Source organism: Microbacterium sp. NPDC055910, assembly GCF_042271185.1.
GTDB lineage: Bacteria > Actinomycetota > Actinomycetes > Actinomycetales > Microbacteriaceae > Microbacterium.
The window spans coordinates 1-16,299 of record NZ_JBHJZS010000049.1 but is presented as its reverse complement, the minus strand read 5'-3'; the positions used below and the strand labels follow the sequence as shown (position 1 = coordinate 16,299).

The 16,299-nt window shown below is 69.7% G+C and carries 11 protein-coding genes; 5 read left to right on the top strand and 6 right to left on the bottom strand.

All coding sequences use genetic code 11. The features are described 5' to 3' along the window. Nucleotides 1-94 precede the first annotated feature (94 nt). The 3 genes from paaK to ACFC3F_RS14330 all read right to left on the bottom strand — a co-directional run bounded on the left by paaK (nucleotide 95) and on the right by ACFC3F_RS14330 (nucleotide 2,935). Nucleotides 95-1,402, bottom strand: coding sequence for a phenylacetate--CoA ligase PaaK (gene paaK / locus ACFC3F_RS14340; protein WP_376131138.1), 1,308 nt, complete (start codon nucleotides 1,400-1,402; stop codon nucleotides 95-97). A 64-nt stretch (nucleotides 1,403-1,466) separates the two neighbouring features. Next, nucleotides 1,467-2,123, bottom strand: coding sequence for a hypothetical protein (locus ACFC3F_RS14335; RefSeq protein WP_376131135.1), 657 nt, complete (start codon nucleotides 2,121-2,123; stop codon nucleotides 1,467-1,469). A 29-nt stretch (nucleotides 2,124-2,152) separates the two neighbouring features. Then, the gene (locus ACFC3F_RS14330; RefSeq protein WP_376131132.1) at nucleotides 2,153-2,935 is read right to left on the bottom strand and encodes an SDR family NAD(P)-dependent oxidoreductase; all 783 of its coding nucleotides are present in this window, start codon (nucleotides 2,933-2,935) and stop codon (nucleotides 2,153-2,155) included. 148 nt (nucleotides 2,936-3,083) lie between these two features. Here ACFC3F_RS14330 and ACFC3F_RS14325 point away from each other — a divergent pair, with 148 nt between their 5' ends. Beyond that, on the top strand, nucleotides 3,084-3,965 hold the full coding sequence (locus tag ACFC3F_RS14325) for a LysR substrate-binding domain-containing protein (protein WP_376131129.1): 882 nt from the start codon (nucleotides 3,084-3,086) through the stop codon (nucleotides 3,963-3,965). Nucleotides 3,966-4,124: 159 nt separating this feature from the next. Here the strand turns inward: ACFC3F_RS14325 and ACFC3F_RS14320 are convergent, their stop codons facing one another. Next, nucleotides 4,125-5,774: a thiamine pyrophosphate-binding protein gene (locus ACFC3F_RS14320; protein ID WP_376131126.1), complete on the bottom strand. Its 1,650-nt coding sequence runs from the start codon at nucleotides 5,772-5,774 to the stop codon at nucleotides 4,125-4,127. A 396-nt stretch (nucleotides 5,775-6,170) separates the two neighbouring features. On the opposite strand from ACFC3F_RS14320, the gene ACFC3F_RS14315 reads away from it, so the two are divergent. From ACFC3F_RS14315 to ACFC3F_RS14305, 3 genes are all read left to right on the top strand, one after another. Further along, the gene (locus ACFC3F_RS14315; protein ID WP_376131123.1) at nucleotides 6,171-6,467 is read left to right on the top strand and encodes a hypothetical protein; all 297 of its coding nucleotides are present in this window, start codon (nucleotides 6,171-6,173) and stop codon (nucleotides 6,465-6,467) included. 159 nt (nucleotides 6,468-6,626) lie between these two features. Continuing rightward, nucleotides 6,627-8,096 carry an NAD-dependent succinate-semialdehyde dehydrogenase gene (locus tag ACFC3F_RS14310; RefSeq protein WP_376131121.1) on the top strand — a complete coding sequence of 490 codons (1,470 nt, stop codon included), beginning with the start codon at nucleotides 6,627-6,629 and terminating at the stop codon, nucleotides 8,094-8,096. 205 nt (nucleotides 8,097-8,301) lie between these two features. Beyond that, nucleotides 8,302-9,756, top strand: a complete 1,455-nt coding sequence (locus tag ACFC3F_RS14305; protein WP_376131118.1) for a glyceraldehyde-3-phosphate dehydrogenase — start codon at nucleotides 8,302-8,304, stop codon at nucleotides 9,754-9,756. Between the two features lie 60 nt (nucleotides 9,757-9,816). On the opposite strand, the gene ACFC3F_RS14300 is transcribed toward ACFC3F_RS14305, so the two are convergent. Continuing rightward, the gene (locus tag ACFC3F_RS14300) at nucleotides 9,817-11,253 is read right to left on the bottom strand and encodes a helix-turn-helix domain-containing protein (RefSeq protein ID WP_376131116.1); all 1,437 of its coding nucleotides are present in this window, start codon (nucleotides 11,251-11,253) and stop codon (nucleotides 9,817-9,819) included. A gap of 121 nt (nucleotides 11,254-11,374) precedes the next feature. Between ACFC3F_RS14300 and ACFC3F_RS14295 the strand changes: the two genes are divergently transcribed. Further along, complete coding sequence (locus ACFC3F_RS14295) at nucleotides 11,375-13,258, top strand: phosphoenolpyruvate carboxykinase (GTP) (RefSeq protein WP_376131113.1); 1,884 nt, start codon at nucleotides 11,375-11,377, stop codon at nucleotides 13,256-13,258. Between the two features lie 905 nt (nucleotides 13,259-14,163). On the opposite strand, the gene ACFC3F_RS14290 is transcribed toward ACFC3F_RS14295, so the two are convergent. After that, nucleotides 14,164-16,071: an ABC transporter ATP-binding protein gene (locus tag ACFC3F_RS14290; RefSeq protein ID WP_376131110.1), complete on the bottom strand. Its 1,908-nt coding sequence runs from the start codon at nucleotides 16,069-16,071 to the stop codon at nucleotides 14,164-14,166. Between the last annotated feature and the right edge of the window lie 228 nt (nucleotides 16,072-16,299).

Here is a 16,299-nt window from a genome sequence, read left to right as displayed (position 1 = left end):
GCCGAGACCGTGGGTTAACCCCGCTGTCTCGGCCTCCCGTTGCAGTCTCGCCGGTCCGTGCGCGTGACCCGCGGGTCGGCCGGCGGGCGGCGCGTCAACGGTTGTCGTAGACGCGCTGGTACTTGCCCTCGCTGCGCGGCAACGCGCCGGGCTCTTCGAGCCGGACGGCGACGCTCGACCCGATGTGGATCTTGATGCGCTCCGCGAGAACTTCCGCCGCCGCTTCGCAGACGGCCCGCTCCAGGTGCGGCGATCGCTCGATGCGCACCGTCATGGCATCGAGTCGCCCTTCCCTGGTCAGTTCGATGATGAAGTGCGGCGTGAGCGTCTCGATGCCGAGCACGAGTTCCTCGATCTGCGTCGGGAAGATGTTGACGCCGCGCAGGATGATCATGTCGTCGTTGCGCCCGGTGATCTTCTCCATCCGGCGCATTCCGGGCCGGGCCGTCCCGGGAAGCAGGCGCGTCAGGTCGCGCGTGCGGTAGCGCAGCACGGGGAAGGCCTCTTTCGTGAGCGACGTGAAGACGAGCTCGCCCCGTTCGCCGTCGGCGAGCGGCGCACCCTCCGGGTCGATGATCTCGGGGATGAAGTGGTCCTCCCACAGGTGTGGGCCGTCCTTCGTCTCGACGCATTCGTTGCCGACACCCGGTCCCATGACCTCGCTGAGTCCGTAGATGTCGACCGCGTCGAGGTCGAGGCGGCGTTCGAGCTCGACACGCATCTCGTTCGTCCACGGCTCGGCGCCGAGGATCGCCACGCGCAGGCTCGTCGCGCGCGGATCGATGCCCGCCGCCTCCATCGCGTCGGCGATCGTGAGCAGATAGCTCGGTGTGCACATGATCGCGTCGGGCTCGAAGTCGCGGATGAGCTGCACCTGACGCGCCGTCTGACCGCCCGACATCGGGATGACCGTCGCCCCGAGCCGCTCGATGCCGGCATGCGCACCGAGCCCGCCCGTGAACAGGCCGTACCCGTACGCGTTGTGCACCTTCATCCCGGCCCGCACACCGCTCGCCCGCAGCGAGCGCGCGACGAGGGTCGCCCAGTGGTCGAGGTCGCGCTGCGTGTATCCGACGACCGTCGGCCGCCCCGTCGTTCCCGATGATGCATGGATGCGGCGCACCTCGGCCATCGGAACGGCGAACATGCCGAAGGGGTAGGTCTCCCGCAGATCCTCCTTCGTCGTGAAGGGCAGGCGCGCGAGGTCGTCGAGCGACCGGATGTCGTCGGGGCTCACCCCCACTCCGTCGAGCTTGCGGGTGTAGAGGGGGACGTTCGCGTAGGCGTGGCGCACGGTCTCCTGCAGCCGTGCGAGCTGCAGCTCCTGGATCTCCTCCCGTGACATCCGCTCCTCGGGGTCGAGGGCGTCGGTCTCGGGATGCATCGTTGTCGTCGTCGACATCGGGTTCCGTTTCTCAGAGGAAACCGGTGGACCCCGGTCATCCGCGGGGCCCACCGGTTCGAGGTCATCCGCCCAGCGGGTACTTGTCGATGATCCCGGCCAGCAGTTCGGCGGCGCGCGCGGCCGTGATGACCTCGTCGGCCGACACCTGGGTGACGACCTTCGACTCCGTGTCCTCGTAGACGTGCTCGCCGATCATGAGCTGATTCTCGTCGTACATCCACGCGAATGCGAGCGTTCGGCGCACGAGATACCAGCCGTCGGGGTCGTACTCCGAGCTCGCGGCCGACTCGTCGCCGGCCGAGGCGAACACGTTGTCGCCGAGCAGCTTGCCCGGCACGAACTGGCTGAACTCCGCTTCGCCCGCGAAGCCCCACTCGGCCACGGCCATCTTCTGCCGGCCGGTCCACATGACGAGCATGTCCATGTCGGCGAGCATCGCGTAGAAGTCGCGCACCTGCTGCATCCCGTCCAGGATGACGCCCGCACCGCCTTCGAAGATGCGGTACTTCGGGTGGCGGACGGTCATGTTCTCGGCGAGCAGCTCGTCGTAGCGGCCGGAGACCTCCAGCATCCCGTGACGGCGGTAGTTGATGAGGATGCGGCGGCGGGCGGGGTTCGTCTCGGTCTCGATGAGCGCGTCGATGTCATCCATCTGGTGTGCGAATTCGAATTCGTACGAGGTGCGCGGTTCGGCGGCGGGTGGGGTGGTGATCGTCATTGCGTTTCCTTTCGGGTGGGTGGTGAAGTTCAGCCCAGGTGTGCGCTGAGGTCGGGATAGCCGCCGATCTCGTAGCCGCCGTCGACCGTCAGGGTCGCACCGGTGACATAGCTCGCGGCATCGCTCGCGAGGAAGACGGCGGGCTCGGCGAGCTCGCGCGGCTGGGCGGGTCGCTTGAGGATTGCGTTCGCATCGAACTCGGTCATGATGCCCTCGTTCTGGGTGATGAACGCCGCCATCGGCGTATCGACGAGGCCAGGAAGGATCGTGTTGACTCGGATGCCGTAACGTCCCAGTTCGAGCGCCGCGTTGCGCCCGAACATCTCGACCCCCGACTTCGCGGCGGCATAGGCGCTGCCGCCCCAGATCGGCAGGTGCGCGTTGACAGACGAGATGTTGACGATGGCCCCGCCGCGCTCCGCCCTGATCATGCTGCGCGCGGCGAACTTCGTGCACAGGAACGTGCCGCGCAGGACGACGTCGACGGTCATGTCCCATTCGGGCTCGGCGAGGTCGACGATCGCTGCCGCGCGGATCGTGCCGGCGACGTTGAAGAGGCTGTCGATCTCGCCGAAGGCGGCTTCGGCCCGCTCGATCGCCGCCTCGCTGTCGGCCGCCGAGGCGACGCTGCCAGTGAACGGCACGAAGGAGTCGCCGTGGGCGGCGGCCGCCGCGTCGAGCCCGGCCGCATCGGTGTCGAAGCCGAGTACGCGGCCGCCGCGCTCGATGACGAGGTCGGCGATCGCGCGGCCGATTCCCGAGGCGGCGCCGGTGACGACAGCCGCTGCAGGCCTCGTGGTGGACGAAATCATCTGATCCCTTTCGCTGGACGAAGCGACGAGGGAGATCCCGGCATCGTCGCCGTGAATCCGACCTTTTCAGAGGTGCGCCGAGCTGTACATTGGTGAGTCCGACCCCGGATTAAGCCCGACCTTCATGCCGTGGGTCCGGAAGGCTGCAATGACGGAGTTCTTGAATCTCAACCTCGTGCACTCTCTCTCCGTGCTGATGGAGGAGGGGACGTTCACGCGCGCCGCGGAACGCCTGCACATCACGCCGCCCGCGATGACTCAGCAGATCCAGCGACTGGAGAGCGCCGTCGGTCTCGTACTCGTCGAGCGCGGCACGAAGCCCGTGCGGCTCACGGCGGCGGGGGAGCGGTTCATGGAGCATGCCTCCGTCTCGCTCACCCATGCTCGCCTCGCGATGGGCGAGACGGTGGATCCCGAGCTGCGCATCGGCTTCATCAACGGCTACCCCGCAGGGCCCGACGCGGGGTTCCTCGGGACGTATCGCCGGGCACGCCCGGACATCCGCATCCGCCTCCTGCAGGTCGGGTGGGGCGAGCAGGTGAGTCGCCTCGTCGCGGGCGATCTCGATGCCTCACTCGCCCGTCCGCCGTATGCCGGCACGGACGGGCTCGACATGATCCCCGTGCACGTCGAGCCGCGCGTCGTGGGGGTTCCCGTCGATTCGCCGCTGGCGCACCTCGCCCAGGTCACCCTCGCCGATCTCGACGGCTATTCCCTTCTCGGCGCCTCCGGCGCGGCGCGCGAGTGGACGCGGTTCTGGGTCGTCGATCCTCGGCCGAGCGGCGTGCCGGTGCGCTACGGCGCCTGGGTCGAGACGATGGAGGAAGCACTCAACCAGGTCGCTTTCGAGGGGCACCTGCTGATGACCGCCGCGTCCGTGGCGACTCGCCTGCAGCATCCGGGGGTCGTGTACCGTCCCATCGTCGACGCGGGCGAGTGCCACGTGTACCTCTGCACGCGCCGCACCGACACCCGCTCGGCCATCCGCGATCTGCGCCGCGCCGCGGCATCCGCCTCACTCTCCCTCTGACCGCGAGACTGCAACGGGAGGTCGAAAGAGCGGGCGAACCCCACGGTCTCGGCGTGCCGTTGCAGTCTCGCGGTCATGGCCGCGCGGGGGTCATGACCGTGCGGCGTCAAGTTCACGCGGGGGTCAGGAGTCGGCGCGGGTCAGGAGTCGGCGCGGGGGTCAGGAGTTCACGCGGATGATCTCCTGCTGGTACGGGGCGACGACGGCGCCCGAGATGCGCACGTCCAGCAGCAGGTGGGGGCGGGTCGCGGGGTCCTCGGCGGTCCACGAGGCGAGGCGGTCGAGATCCGCGAGTTCGCGCACCACGACGCCCTCGGCGCCGACGGCGCGGGCCAGACCGGCGAAGTCGACGTCGGGGATCATCATGGGACCCGTCGCGACCCCCTTGAGGCCGTACAGATTCACCTCGGCGCCGTACGCGGCGTCGTTCCACACGACCGTGAGGCCGCGCCCGCCCGCGACGCGCACGGCCGACTCGAGGTCGGCGAGTGCCATGAGCCCGCCTCCGTCGCCCGTCGTGAGCACGACGGTCGCCTCGGGCCGGGCCAGCGCCGCCCCCGGAACCGAGGGGAAGCCGAGGCCGATCGACTGGTACGCCGTGCCGACCATCATCATCCGGTCGGGTGAGGCGACGGGCCAGTACATGTTCGCCCACCCGATGAAGTGCCCGCCGTCCGAGACGACGACCCGATCCTCGGGCAGCAGCTCGCCGATACGGGCCGCGACGCTGCGCGGGTCGAGGCGGCCGTCCGCCGCGACGCCGTCGCCGGGCTCCTGCGTGCGCAGCCGGGCGATGTCGACCGATTCGCGCCACCCCGACGACGTCGCAGCGAGCGCGGCGAGCTCGGTGTTGAGCGCCTCGGCGACGACGCGGGCGTCTCCTCGGATGTATCCGCCGACGTGCGGATGCGTCGCGGTGGGCGCGACGTCGACCTGCACGACGCGCGTGGCGGGTGAGAAGAGCTCGCCGAAGCGCATCGTGAACTGATTGAGGGATGCACCGAACACGACGGCGACGTCGGCATCGCGGATGAGCTCCATGGCCCCCTCGGCGCCGAAGCCGCCCGTCACGCCGAGGTCGAACTCCGTGGCGGGGAACACTCCGCGTCCGAGCGCCGTGCCGGCCGTGATCGCTCCCGTGGCCTCGGCGAGCGCGCCGAGGGCGTCGCCCGCTCCCGAGACCCACGCCCCGCGCCCGGCGAGCAGGAACGGTCGGCGCGCAGCGGCGAGAGCGCGCGCGAGCTCGATGACGCTCTCGCGCGCGAAAGGGCTCGGCTGCAGGGGCTCGGGCAGGCGCGGATCGAGGGTGTCGGGCACAGGCCCCGCGTCGAGAGTCGCGACGTCGTAGGGGATCGCGAGCACGGTCGGCACGCGATAGGTGAGGGCGTGCTCGATCGCGATGACGGTCGTGGCGGCGGCATCCGCTCTGCCGACCGTGTACGTGCGCGCGCCGACCGCCGAGGCGAGGGCGATCTGGTCGACGTCCCACGGGCGCGGGCCCGACGTCGGCTCGTCGCCGACCACGAGCACGAGCGGCACGTGGGCCTGCACGGCTTCGGCGAGCGCCGTCAGCGTGTTGGTGAAGCCGGCGCCGTACGTCGCGGTCGCGGCGGCGAGGCGACCGGACGCGCGGTGGAATGCATCCGCGGCGACGACCGCACCCGCTTCGTGGCGGACGGCCGTATATCCGGCGGGGGTGTCGCACACGAGGGCGTCGAGGAACCAGGCGTTTCCATTGCCCATGACACCGAAGACGTGATCGATGTGGCGGGCGAGGGTCACGGCGACATGGGCGGAGACGGTGGGCATGAGAACTCCCGAGAGCAGGGACGACGGATCGAGGCCGTATGTGTCTCGCGCGCCCAGACCCTGCCGGGACGGCTGCGTGCTCATTTTTCGAGCACCGGGCGGCTGCGACGCCGCCGGACGGTTCGAGTATAGGTCGCTCCCGCCGGCTCCCTCCGCCCGCTCGACGCACCCTTCGCCCGCGCGACGCACCCTTCGACCGCGCGACGCACCCTTCGACCGCGCGACGCACCCTTCGACCGCGAGACTGCAACGGCTTGCCGAGACTGCGGGGTCACCCCGCTGTTTCGGCGCCCCGTTGCAGTCTCGCGGCCAATGGCGCGGTCATCGCGGCAGTCGCGCGGGCAGGGTGCGGTCATGGCGGCAGTCGCGCGGGCACGGCGCGGGCATGATGGAGGGATGAAGACGACCCAGTTGCGCCGGTACTCCCTTGTCGACGGACAGTACGACGACTTCGTCGCGTGGTGGCAGGCGACGATGAAGGTCGTGCGCCCCGCGGCGGGGTTCACGATCGAGTTCGCCTACGGCATCCGCGAGACGAACGAGTTCATCTGGGCGGTCAGCGCCGAGGGCGACGAAGCGGCCTTCCTCGCACTCGAGACGGAGTACCGTGCCTCCGATGCCCGCGCGGCCGCCTTCGACGGCGTCCCCGACCGGCTCACCGGCATGGATGTGCGCTTCGTCGAGAGCTTCTGACGGATTCGCCCCGGCGGAGGGTCTCCTCCGGGTTCTGTACACGCAGGACATCGCCCTCACCCACCCGTCCGGGTGACAATAGGACAGCAAACCCCAGGATCGTATACGATTTGAGGATGCTGCGTGCTGCGGCATCCCGGACATGACGAGGGAGTCCCCGTGAGCGAGAACCGCGAGACCGAGCTGCTGGCATCCGTCGAGGACGGACTGTTCATCGGGGGAGAGTGGCGTGCGGCTGCGGACGGGCGCACGCTCGACGTGTTCGACCCCGCGACCGGCGACGTCGTCAAGACGATCGCGAGTGCGGGAGCCGCCGACGGCATGGCCGCGCTCGACGCAGCGGTCGATGCGTTCCCCGCCTGGGCGGCGACCCCGTCGCGGGAACGCGCCGAGATCCTGCGGCGCGCGTTCGACCTGCTGCAGGAGCGCAAGGAAGAGTTCGCGCTGCTCATGACGATCGAGATGGGCAAGCCGCTCGCCGAGGCCCGCGGAGAGGTCGCATACGGCGGTGAGTTCCTGCGCTGGTTCAGCGAGGAGACCGTGCGCGTGCAGGGCCGTTACGGGGCGAACCCCGAGGGCACGGGCCGCATGATCGTGTCGCAGCATCCCGTCGGCCCCTGCTACCTCATCACGCCGTGGAACTTCCCTCTCGCGATGGCGACGCGCAAGATCGCGCCCGCGCTCGCCGCCGGCTGCACCGTCGTCATCAAGCCCGCCGCGCTCACGCCGCTCACGACCCTCTACTTCGCGCAGCTGCTCGAAGACGCCGGCGTGCCCGCGGGAGTGGTCAACGTCATTGCGACGGCGTCGTCCGGGGCTGTCTCGGAACCCATCATCCGCGACCCGCGCTTGCGCAAGCTGTCGTTCACGGGATCGACCCCGGTCGGCCAGCGCCTGCTCGAGCAGGCGGCCGAAGGCGTGCTGCGCACGTCGATGGAGCTCGGCGGCAACGCCCCCTTCGTCGTGTTCGACGACGCCGACCTCGACAAGGCGGTCGAAGGAGCGCTCCTGGCGAAGTTCCGCAACATCGGCCAGGCCTGCACGGCCGCGAACCGCTTCATCGTGCACCGCTCGATCGCCGACGAGTTCGCCGCGCGGGTCACCGAGCGCGTGCAGGGCATGACGATCGGGCGCGGCACCGAGGAGGGCGTCCAGATCGGTCCGCTCATCGACGACAAGGCTGTCGCGAAGGCGGAAGAGCTCGTGACGGATGCCGTCGGCCGAGGAGCGACGCTGCGTACCGGCGGCGCGCGGATCGACGGCGACGGAACCTTCTACCAGCCGACCGTCATCAGCGACGTGCAGGCGGGCAGCGAGATCCTGCGTGAGGAGATCTTCGGACCTGTGCTCGCGATCATCCCGTTCGACACGGAGGACGACGCCGTGCGGCTCGCGAACGACACCGAATACGGACTCGTCTCGTACGTCTTCACCGAGAATCTCGCCCGCGGCCAGCGCATGATCGAGCGTCTGGAGACCGGCATGATGGGGCTCAACGTCGGTGTCGTGTCGAATGCCGCGGCGCCGTTCGGAGGCTGGAAGATGTCGGGCCTGGGGCGCGAGGGCGGTGCCGAGGGCATCCACGAGTACCTGCAGACGAAGTACACGCTGACGCCCAACCCGTTCTGACGTCGTGGCGTTGGTGGTCGGCTCGTTCTGATCCCGCGACGTTGACGGCGCGGAAAGAAGGGCAGATCTTGACGCGCCGCAACGGCTCGAGCCCCGGGATTCCTTCACGGCGGCCTCCTAGAATGGTCGCGGTCGACTCGACCGCCCACTTCCCCCAGACGCAGCGCCGCGGGGCGCCACAGCCCCGGCGCGCAGAGGAGCACGCATGCCCACGTACGACGAAGACCGCGCGGCCTGGGTCGCGCTCGAGCAGGTCGCCGAGCGGATGATCCCGCACATCGGCGCGCTCTACCGCGATCGAGGCGTCGTGACGTCTCTGCACGGACACCGTCTCATCAACCTGTCGGTCACCGGCATCATCGAGGCGCACGAGCGTGTCGAGCAGCTGGGCCACGCCGCCATCCCCCTCGACGAGACGCTGCGCGTGCTCGAGGGCCTGCGCGCGGTCGCGCCTGGCCCCGCGTCGCTCGACGTCGCGCGCCTCATCGTCGGACACGACGAATCGGGCGTCGACCTCGAGGAGTACCTGGCCGGTGAGCTCGCCGACGTGCTCGACGCCGATGCCTACCCGGCCGGCGGCACCGACGTCGTCCTGTACGGGTTCGGCCGTATCGGGCGCCTGCTCGCGCGCATCCTCGTCGCGCACCAGGGCGGCGGACGGGGCCTGCGCCTGCGCGCCGTCGTCGTGCGCAAGGGCGGCTCGAATGACCTCGTCAAGCGCGCGAGCCTGCTGCTGCGCGACTCCGTGCACGGGCCGTTCGACGGCACCGTCACGGTCGACGAAGACGCGCAGCAGATCATCGCGAACGGCACGCGCATCCAGGTCATCTACGCCGATGACCCCGCCGCGATCGACTACACCTCGTACGGCATCCGTGACGCGATCGTCGTCGACAACACCGGACGCTGGCGCGACGAAGAGGGCCTCTCGCAGCACCTGCGCTCGACCGGCGTCGCGCGCGTCCTGCTGACGGCACCGGGCAAGACCCCGATCAAGAACATCGTCTACGGCATCAACAACGACACGATGACCGCCGAGGACCGCATCCTGTCGGCCGCGTCGTGCACGACGAACGCGATCACCCCCGTCCTCAAGGCGATCGATGAGGCCTACGGCGTCGTGCGCGGACACGTCGAGACGGTGCACTCGTTCACGAACGACCAGAACCTCATCGACAACTTCCACAAGGGCGACCGCCGCGGACGCTCGGCCGTGCTCAACATGGTCATCACCGAGACCGGCGCAGCCAAGGCCGTCGCGAAGGCGCTGCCGCAGCTCGAGGGCAAGCTCACCGGCTCGGCGATCCGCGTGCCCACCCCCAACGTCTCGCTCGCCGTGCTCAACCTGACGCTCGAGCGCCCCACGAACAAGGACGAGGTCAACGACTACCTGCGCCGCGCGTCGCTGCACTCCAAGCTGCGCCAGCAGATCGACTACGTCGAGTCGCCCGAGGTCGTGTCGACCGACTTCGTCGGGTCGCACCGTGCGGGCATCGTCGACGGGCTCGCGACGATCGCCGACGAGACGAACCTCATCCTCTATGTCTGGTACGACAACGAGTTCGGCTACTCGACGCAGGTCGTGCGCGTCGTCGAGCAGATGGCCGGAACCCACCCCACGGTGCTCCCGCCCCGCGTCGAGGTCACCGTCGAGAGCTGAGCGCGCCCGCGCATCCGAGCACCGTCGCACGCGCCGCGGCGCGGTGCCGGATGCCGCGGCTCAGGCGTGCCGATCGAGGAAGGCGTACACCTCGTTGTCGTCGACTCCGGGGAAGGCTCCGCGGGGGAGCGGCGAGAACATCTGCATGTGCACGCGCGCGCTCGGCCAGGCCTTGCCCGCCCACCGCTCGGCGACATCCGCCGGCGCGCGGCGGCAGCAGGACTCGCCCGGGCACGTCGACACACCACGCTTCTGGGTCTCACGCCCCCGGAACCAGCGCGCGTCGTCGAAGGGCACGCCGACCGTGATCGAGAACTCGCCGTCGGACGTCGAGCCGATCTGAGTCGAGCACCAGTAGGTGCCGGCGGGGGTGTCGGTGTACTGGTAGTGCTCGGTCGTGCGGTTCTGCTCCGAGAAGGCGGCGCGCGCCGAGAACTTGCGGCACGCGATCTGGCCGTCGACGGCGCCGGTGACGTCCATGGGCAGCGGCAGATCGTCGTTCTCGTAGACGCGCGAGATCGTGCCCACCCCGTCGACGCGCAGGAAATGCAGCTTGATGCCCAGATGGTGGGTCGCGAGGTTGGTGAGCCGCATCCCGGCCGCTTCGTGGGTCACACCGAACGCGTCGCGGAAGTCCTCGACGGCGAGGTTTCGGTCTTTCTTGGCCTGCTGCAGGAACGCGACCGATGCCGTTTCGGGCATGAGGCAGCAGGCCGCGTAGTAGTTGATCTCGAGTCGCTGCTGCAGGAAGTCGGCGTAGTCGGTGGGGCGCACGTGACCGAGCAGTCGATGCGCCATCGCCTGCAGCGCCATCGAGCGCAGGCCGTGCCCGCCGGGGATCGATGCGGGCGGCAGGTAGATGCGCCCGTTCTCGAGATCGGTGACCGAGCGCGCGGAGTGCGGCAGATCGTTGACGTAGATGAGCTCGAAACCGAGCCTTTCGGCCATGAGGCTGACCGTGCGGTGTGTCAGGGCGCCGGAGACGTGCCCCGCGGCCCGCAGCTGCTTCTCGGCGAGCTTCTCGATGTCGGGCAGGTAGTTGTCGATCCGCCGCATCTTCAAGCGCAGTTCGGTGTTGGCGCGTCGGGCCTCTTCGGGTGTCGCGATCGCCTCGCTCTCACGACGCTGCAGTTCGCGGTGGAGGCCGAGGACCGATTCGATCGTCTCGTCGGCCATGCCCTTCGTCACTTTGACGGGGGCGACGCCGAGCTGGCGGAACACCGAACTGGACTGAGCGCGGTCGAGCTCGATCTCGAGGGCCGCACGCCGGTTGGGCGGCTCGTTCGAGAGCAGGTCGGCGACCTCGACCTGGGTCGCGGATGCGATGGCCTGCAGCACGGACAGCTTCGGCTCGCGTTTGCCGTTCTCGATGAGGCTGAGCTGGCTCCCGGCGATCCCGACGATCTCGCCCAGTTCGTCGAGCGTGAGTCCCTCGCTCACCCGCTGGTGGCGGATGCGATGACCGAGGGTGGACAGTTCGAGAGGGGAGGGCGCCATTCCTTGATGGTATCGAAAGAATCGCAGAATTTGTCAGCCTGGAACGCGGAAAGTGCGCGCGAATACGACGAGAGTGGTCGTGCACGCGTTTTCCCGTGCCGCCGACCGAGAGGACCTCCCCATGGCTCTGGCCGACATCTCCACGCGACCCGCCACCGGCAGCATCCGCACCGTCGCCGCCCCCGAATCGGGCTCCGGCGCTCGCCCGGCGGTGTCCGGACCGGGTATGGCCGACCTCGAGGCGTGGGTCGACGAGATCGCGGCTCTGACGAAGCCCGACCGCATCCACTGGGTCGACGGCTCGCGGTCCGAGAACGACGCGCTGCTGCGGAAGATGGTCGACGACGGTCAGCTCATCAAGCTCAACCCGGAATGGCGTCCCGGATCGTACCTCGCCCGGTCGCACCCGAGCGACGTCGCCCGCACCGAGGGGCGCACCTTCATCGCCTCCGAGCGCGAGGAAGACGCCGGCCCGACCAACAACTGGGCCGCCCCCGACGAGATCCGCGCGACGATCACCCCCCTCTTCGACGGCTCGATGACCGGTCGCACGATGTACGTCGTGCCGTTCTCGATGGGCGCGGTCGGCGGTCCGCTGTCGCACATCGGCGTTCAGGTCACCGACAGCGCCTATGCCGTGGCATCCATCGAGATCATGACCCGCGTCGGCGACGACGTGCTGCGCGAGATCGCGAACGGCGCGCCGTGGGTCAAGACCGTACACACGGTCGGCGCCCCGCTCGCGGAGGGTGAGCAGGACGTCGCGTGGCCCTGCAACGACGAGAAGTACATCGTGCACTTCCCCGACACGCTCGAGGTGTGGTCGTTCGGCTCGGGATACGGCGGCAACGCGATCCTGGCGAAGAAGTGCTTCGCGCTGCGCATCGCCTCGGTCATCGGCCGCGACGAGGGCTGGCTCGCCGAGCACATGCTGCTCATCCGCGTCATCTCGCCCGAGGGCAAGGCGTACCACGTCGCGGCGGCGTTCCCGTCGGCGTGCGGCAAGACCAACCTCGCGATGCTGCGCCCCACGATCCCGGGCTGGCGCGTCGAGACTCTCGGCGACGACATCGCATGGCTGCGTCCCGGTGAGGACGGGCGTCTGTGGGCGATCAACCCCGAGGCCGGCTTCTTCGGCGTCGCACCGGGCACGGGCGAGTCGACCAACGTCACCGCCGTCGAGACGCTGTGGGGCAACACGATCTTCACGAACGTCGCGCTGCGGCCCGACGGCGACGTCTGGTGGGAGGGTCTGACCGACGAGGCTCCCGCCGAGCTGACCGACTGGCAGGGCGAGCCCTGGACACCGGCATCCGGTCGTCCCGCCGCCCACCCCAACTCGCGCTTCACCGTGGCGGCGGCCCAGTGCCCGCAGATCGCCTCGGACTGGGATGCACCCGAGGGTGTGCCGCTGGATGCGATCCTGTTCGGCGGGCGCCGCGCGACGAACGTGCCGCTCGTCGTCGAGGCGACCGACTGGACGCACGGCGTCTTCATGGGCTCGAACGTGTCGTCCGAGCGCACGGCGGCCGCCGAGGGCACGGTCGGCGAGCTGCGCCGCGACCCGTTCGCCATGCTGCCGTTCTGCGGCTACAACATGGCCGACTACTTCGGACACTGGCTCAAGGTCGGGCAGAAGCTGCGCTTCGACCGCGCGCCGCGGATCTTCCAGGTGAACTGGTTCCGCAAGGGCTCGGACGGGCGCTTCCTGTGGCCCGGTTTCGGCGACAACTCCCGCGTCATCGACTGGATCATCCGCCGCATCGAAGGCGACGTCCCCGCCGTCGACAGCCCGATCGGGCGCCTTCCGCGCACGTCGGATCTCAACCTCGACGGCATCGACGTGCCGCAGGAAGACCTCGACGAGCTCTTCGCGATCGACCGCGCGTCGTGGGCGAAGGAGGCCGACCTCACCGAGGAGTTCTACCAGACCTTCGAGGGCCGGGTGCCCGCGCCGCTGTGGGCAGAGCTCGCCGCGCTGCGCTACCGCCTGCAGCGCGCCTGACCAACCTGACGGATGCCCCGACACGCCCGCGCCGCGGGGGTCGGGGCATCCGTCTGTCTATGTCTGGTCGGGGCGAGCGGGGAGACCCCCTCCTCGACGTGACGCGCCTCAGCGGGCGACGTCATTCGTTCATGTGACTCACTCTGCGCGCCGCGCGAGCTGAACCGAGCAGAATGAGGCGAGCGAGCGCAGGGCCGGGGTGTGGCGACGTTTCGATGCGCCGCCGTGCGCGATGCGTTCTGTGTCCGCGACATCGGGACGCGGCATCCGCTCTCCGACGCTCGGTGCAGGTGCCTCTTGCGAGTTCGGGGCGGATTCCTCTCGCGACACCCCGGGCTGCGTGGCGTGTCGTCGACGGATTACGCCCCAAACCCCGCTGGTGGGCGTCGCGGGACTCACTGCGGCGGTTTGGGGCGGGATGCTGCCGCGACACCCCGGGCTGCGTGGCGTGTCGTCGACGGATTACGCCCCAAACCCCCTGGTGGGCGTCGCGGGACTCACTGCGGCGGTTTGGGGCGGGATGCTGCCGCGACACCCCGGGCGGGGTGGCGTGTCGTTGACGGAATGCGCCCCAAACCCCGCTGGTGGGCGTCGCGGGACTCACCGCGGCGGTTTGGGGCGGGATGCTGCCGCGACACGCCGGGCTGCGTGGCGTGTCGTTGACGGGCGTCGCGGGACTCACTGCGGCGGTTTGGGGCGGGATGCTGCCGCGACACGCCGGGCTGCGTGGCTTGTCGTTGACGGAATGCGCCCCAAATCCCCTGGTGGGCGTCGCCGGGAGCTCGCCGCGGCGGTTTGGGGCGGGATGCTGCCGCGACACGCCGGGCTGCGTGGCGTGTCGTTGACGGAATGCGCCCCAAACCCCGGTTGGGCTTGAACGCGGGCGCCGAGAAGCGCGCGTCGCGTCACACGAGCAGCTGGTGCTTCGCGAGGTCGCGGTACAGCGGTGTCGAGGCGACGAGCTCGGAGTGCGTGCCCTGGCCGACCACGCGACCGTGCTCGAGCACGACGATGTGGTCGCTGTCCACGACCGTCGACAGACGGTGGGCGATGACGATGAGCGTGCGGTCCTGTGCGACGGCGTCGATCGCCTCGCGCATGCGCTGCTCGTTGAGCCCGTCGAGCGAGGACGTCGACTCGTCGAGCAGCAGGATGGGGGGAGCGGCGAGCAGCGCGCGCGCGATCGCGAGGCGCTGGCGCTCGCCGCCCGAGAGCATGACGCCCGCTTCGCCAACGGGCGCGTCGAGTCCGAGCGGATTGCGGTCGAGCACGTCGCCGAGGTTCACGGCGCGCAGCACCGCTTCGCACGCCGCGTCGGTTGCGTCGGGTGAGGCCAGACGCAGGTTGTCGCCGATCGTGCCGGCGAGGGTCGGTGCATCCTGCTCGACGTAGCCGAGCTGCGCGCGCAGGGCGTCGCGGTCGATCTCGCGCACGTCGACGCCGTCGAGCAGGATGGCGCCGGCGGTGGGGTCGTAGAACCGCTCGATGAGCGCCAGCGTCGTGCTCTTGCCTGCACCCGATGGCCCCACGAGGGCGACACGCGCGCCGCGCGGCACCGAGAACGAGACTCCGCGCAGCACATCGCCCGCGGCATCCGTCGTCTCGGACTCTGCGAGCACCGAGGTGTCGACGTGCGCGCTCTCGAGCACGGCGATGGCCTCGGACTCGGCCTTGCGCCGGGCCTGGACGACGGCCTCGGGGTAGCGGAAGTGCACGTCGCGGAATTCGATCGCCGCCGAGGTGCGGGGTGCGGCTGTGTGGGGCACTCGCGCCGCGATCTCGGCGTCGTGCTGCGATTCGATCGGCAGCTCGAGCACCTCCTGGATGCGACCGAGCGCGCCCAGGGCCTGGTTGACCGAGGTGATCGCGCCGAAGAACGACCCGAGCGGAGCGATCAGCATGAACAGGAACATGATGAACATCACGAGGCTCGCGATGGTGATCGCGCCCGTCGCGACACGGAACCCGCCGAACCCGATCACGACGAGCAGCGAGACCTGCAGGGCGATGCCGGCGATCGGCACGACGAGGGCGGAGATCTTCGCGATGCGGACGCCGACGCGGTAGGCGTCCGACGCACGTTCCGAGACGGATGCCACCTCGCGGTCGGTCGCACCCGACGCACGCACCGTGCGGATCGAACCCACGGCTCGTTCGACTCCCGATGCGAGCTCGCCGACCTTCTCCTGCTGCTCGGTCGAAGCCGTGCGGATCTTGCCGCTGAGGGCCACGACGCCGATGACCGAGACGCCGATGACGACCACGATGATCGCCAGCAGCACGACGTCGATGACGGCCATCGCGATGAGGGCGCCGGCGAAGAGCAGAGCGTTGCCGATCGCATCGGCGAGGCCCTGGGTGAGCGCGGCGTAGAGCAGCGTCGTGTCGCTGCCGACGCGCGAGACGAGATCGCCCGTGCGACGGGCGTCGAACTCGCTGATCGGCAGGTGGAAGATGCGCGCGATGAGCTTGCGTCGACTGGAGTAGACGACGGCGGTGCCCGTGCGCTGCAGCAGGTAGTGCTGCCAAGCCGTGATGAGCGACGACACGACGACGAAGCCGACGAGCGCCCACAGCAGCACGCCGAGGTCGAGGCTGCGCTGCACGCGGTCGATGACCTGCCCGACCAGCAGCGGCTGCACGAGCATCGTGCCCGAGCCGAAGACGCTCAGGATCGACACGACGATGAGGGTGTGCTTGTGCTCGAAGAGGTAGGGGAGCAGCTGCCCGAAGCTGGCGCGCGGGCCGTCGTCTTTCACGCGGAGTGAGCGGCGCGTCGGACGCGCGCGGCGTGAAGGTGCGTCGGAGGACATGCGTCTACCTCGTTCGTGATGCGGTCACCTTCGACCGTACTTCGTGCGAGAGGCGGTTCAGGTCACTGCGTGTGCGGTGTGCAGGATCGACCGGTCATCCGAGGTCGGTTCGCGCCGCTTCTGCCCCGTGCGTCACGCCGGAAACGACGGATGCCGCGGGCTCGAGCCCGCGGCATCCGCACTCGGGCGGTGTGTCGGCGCCCGATGACCGCGCGGGCGGCGTTCGGG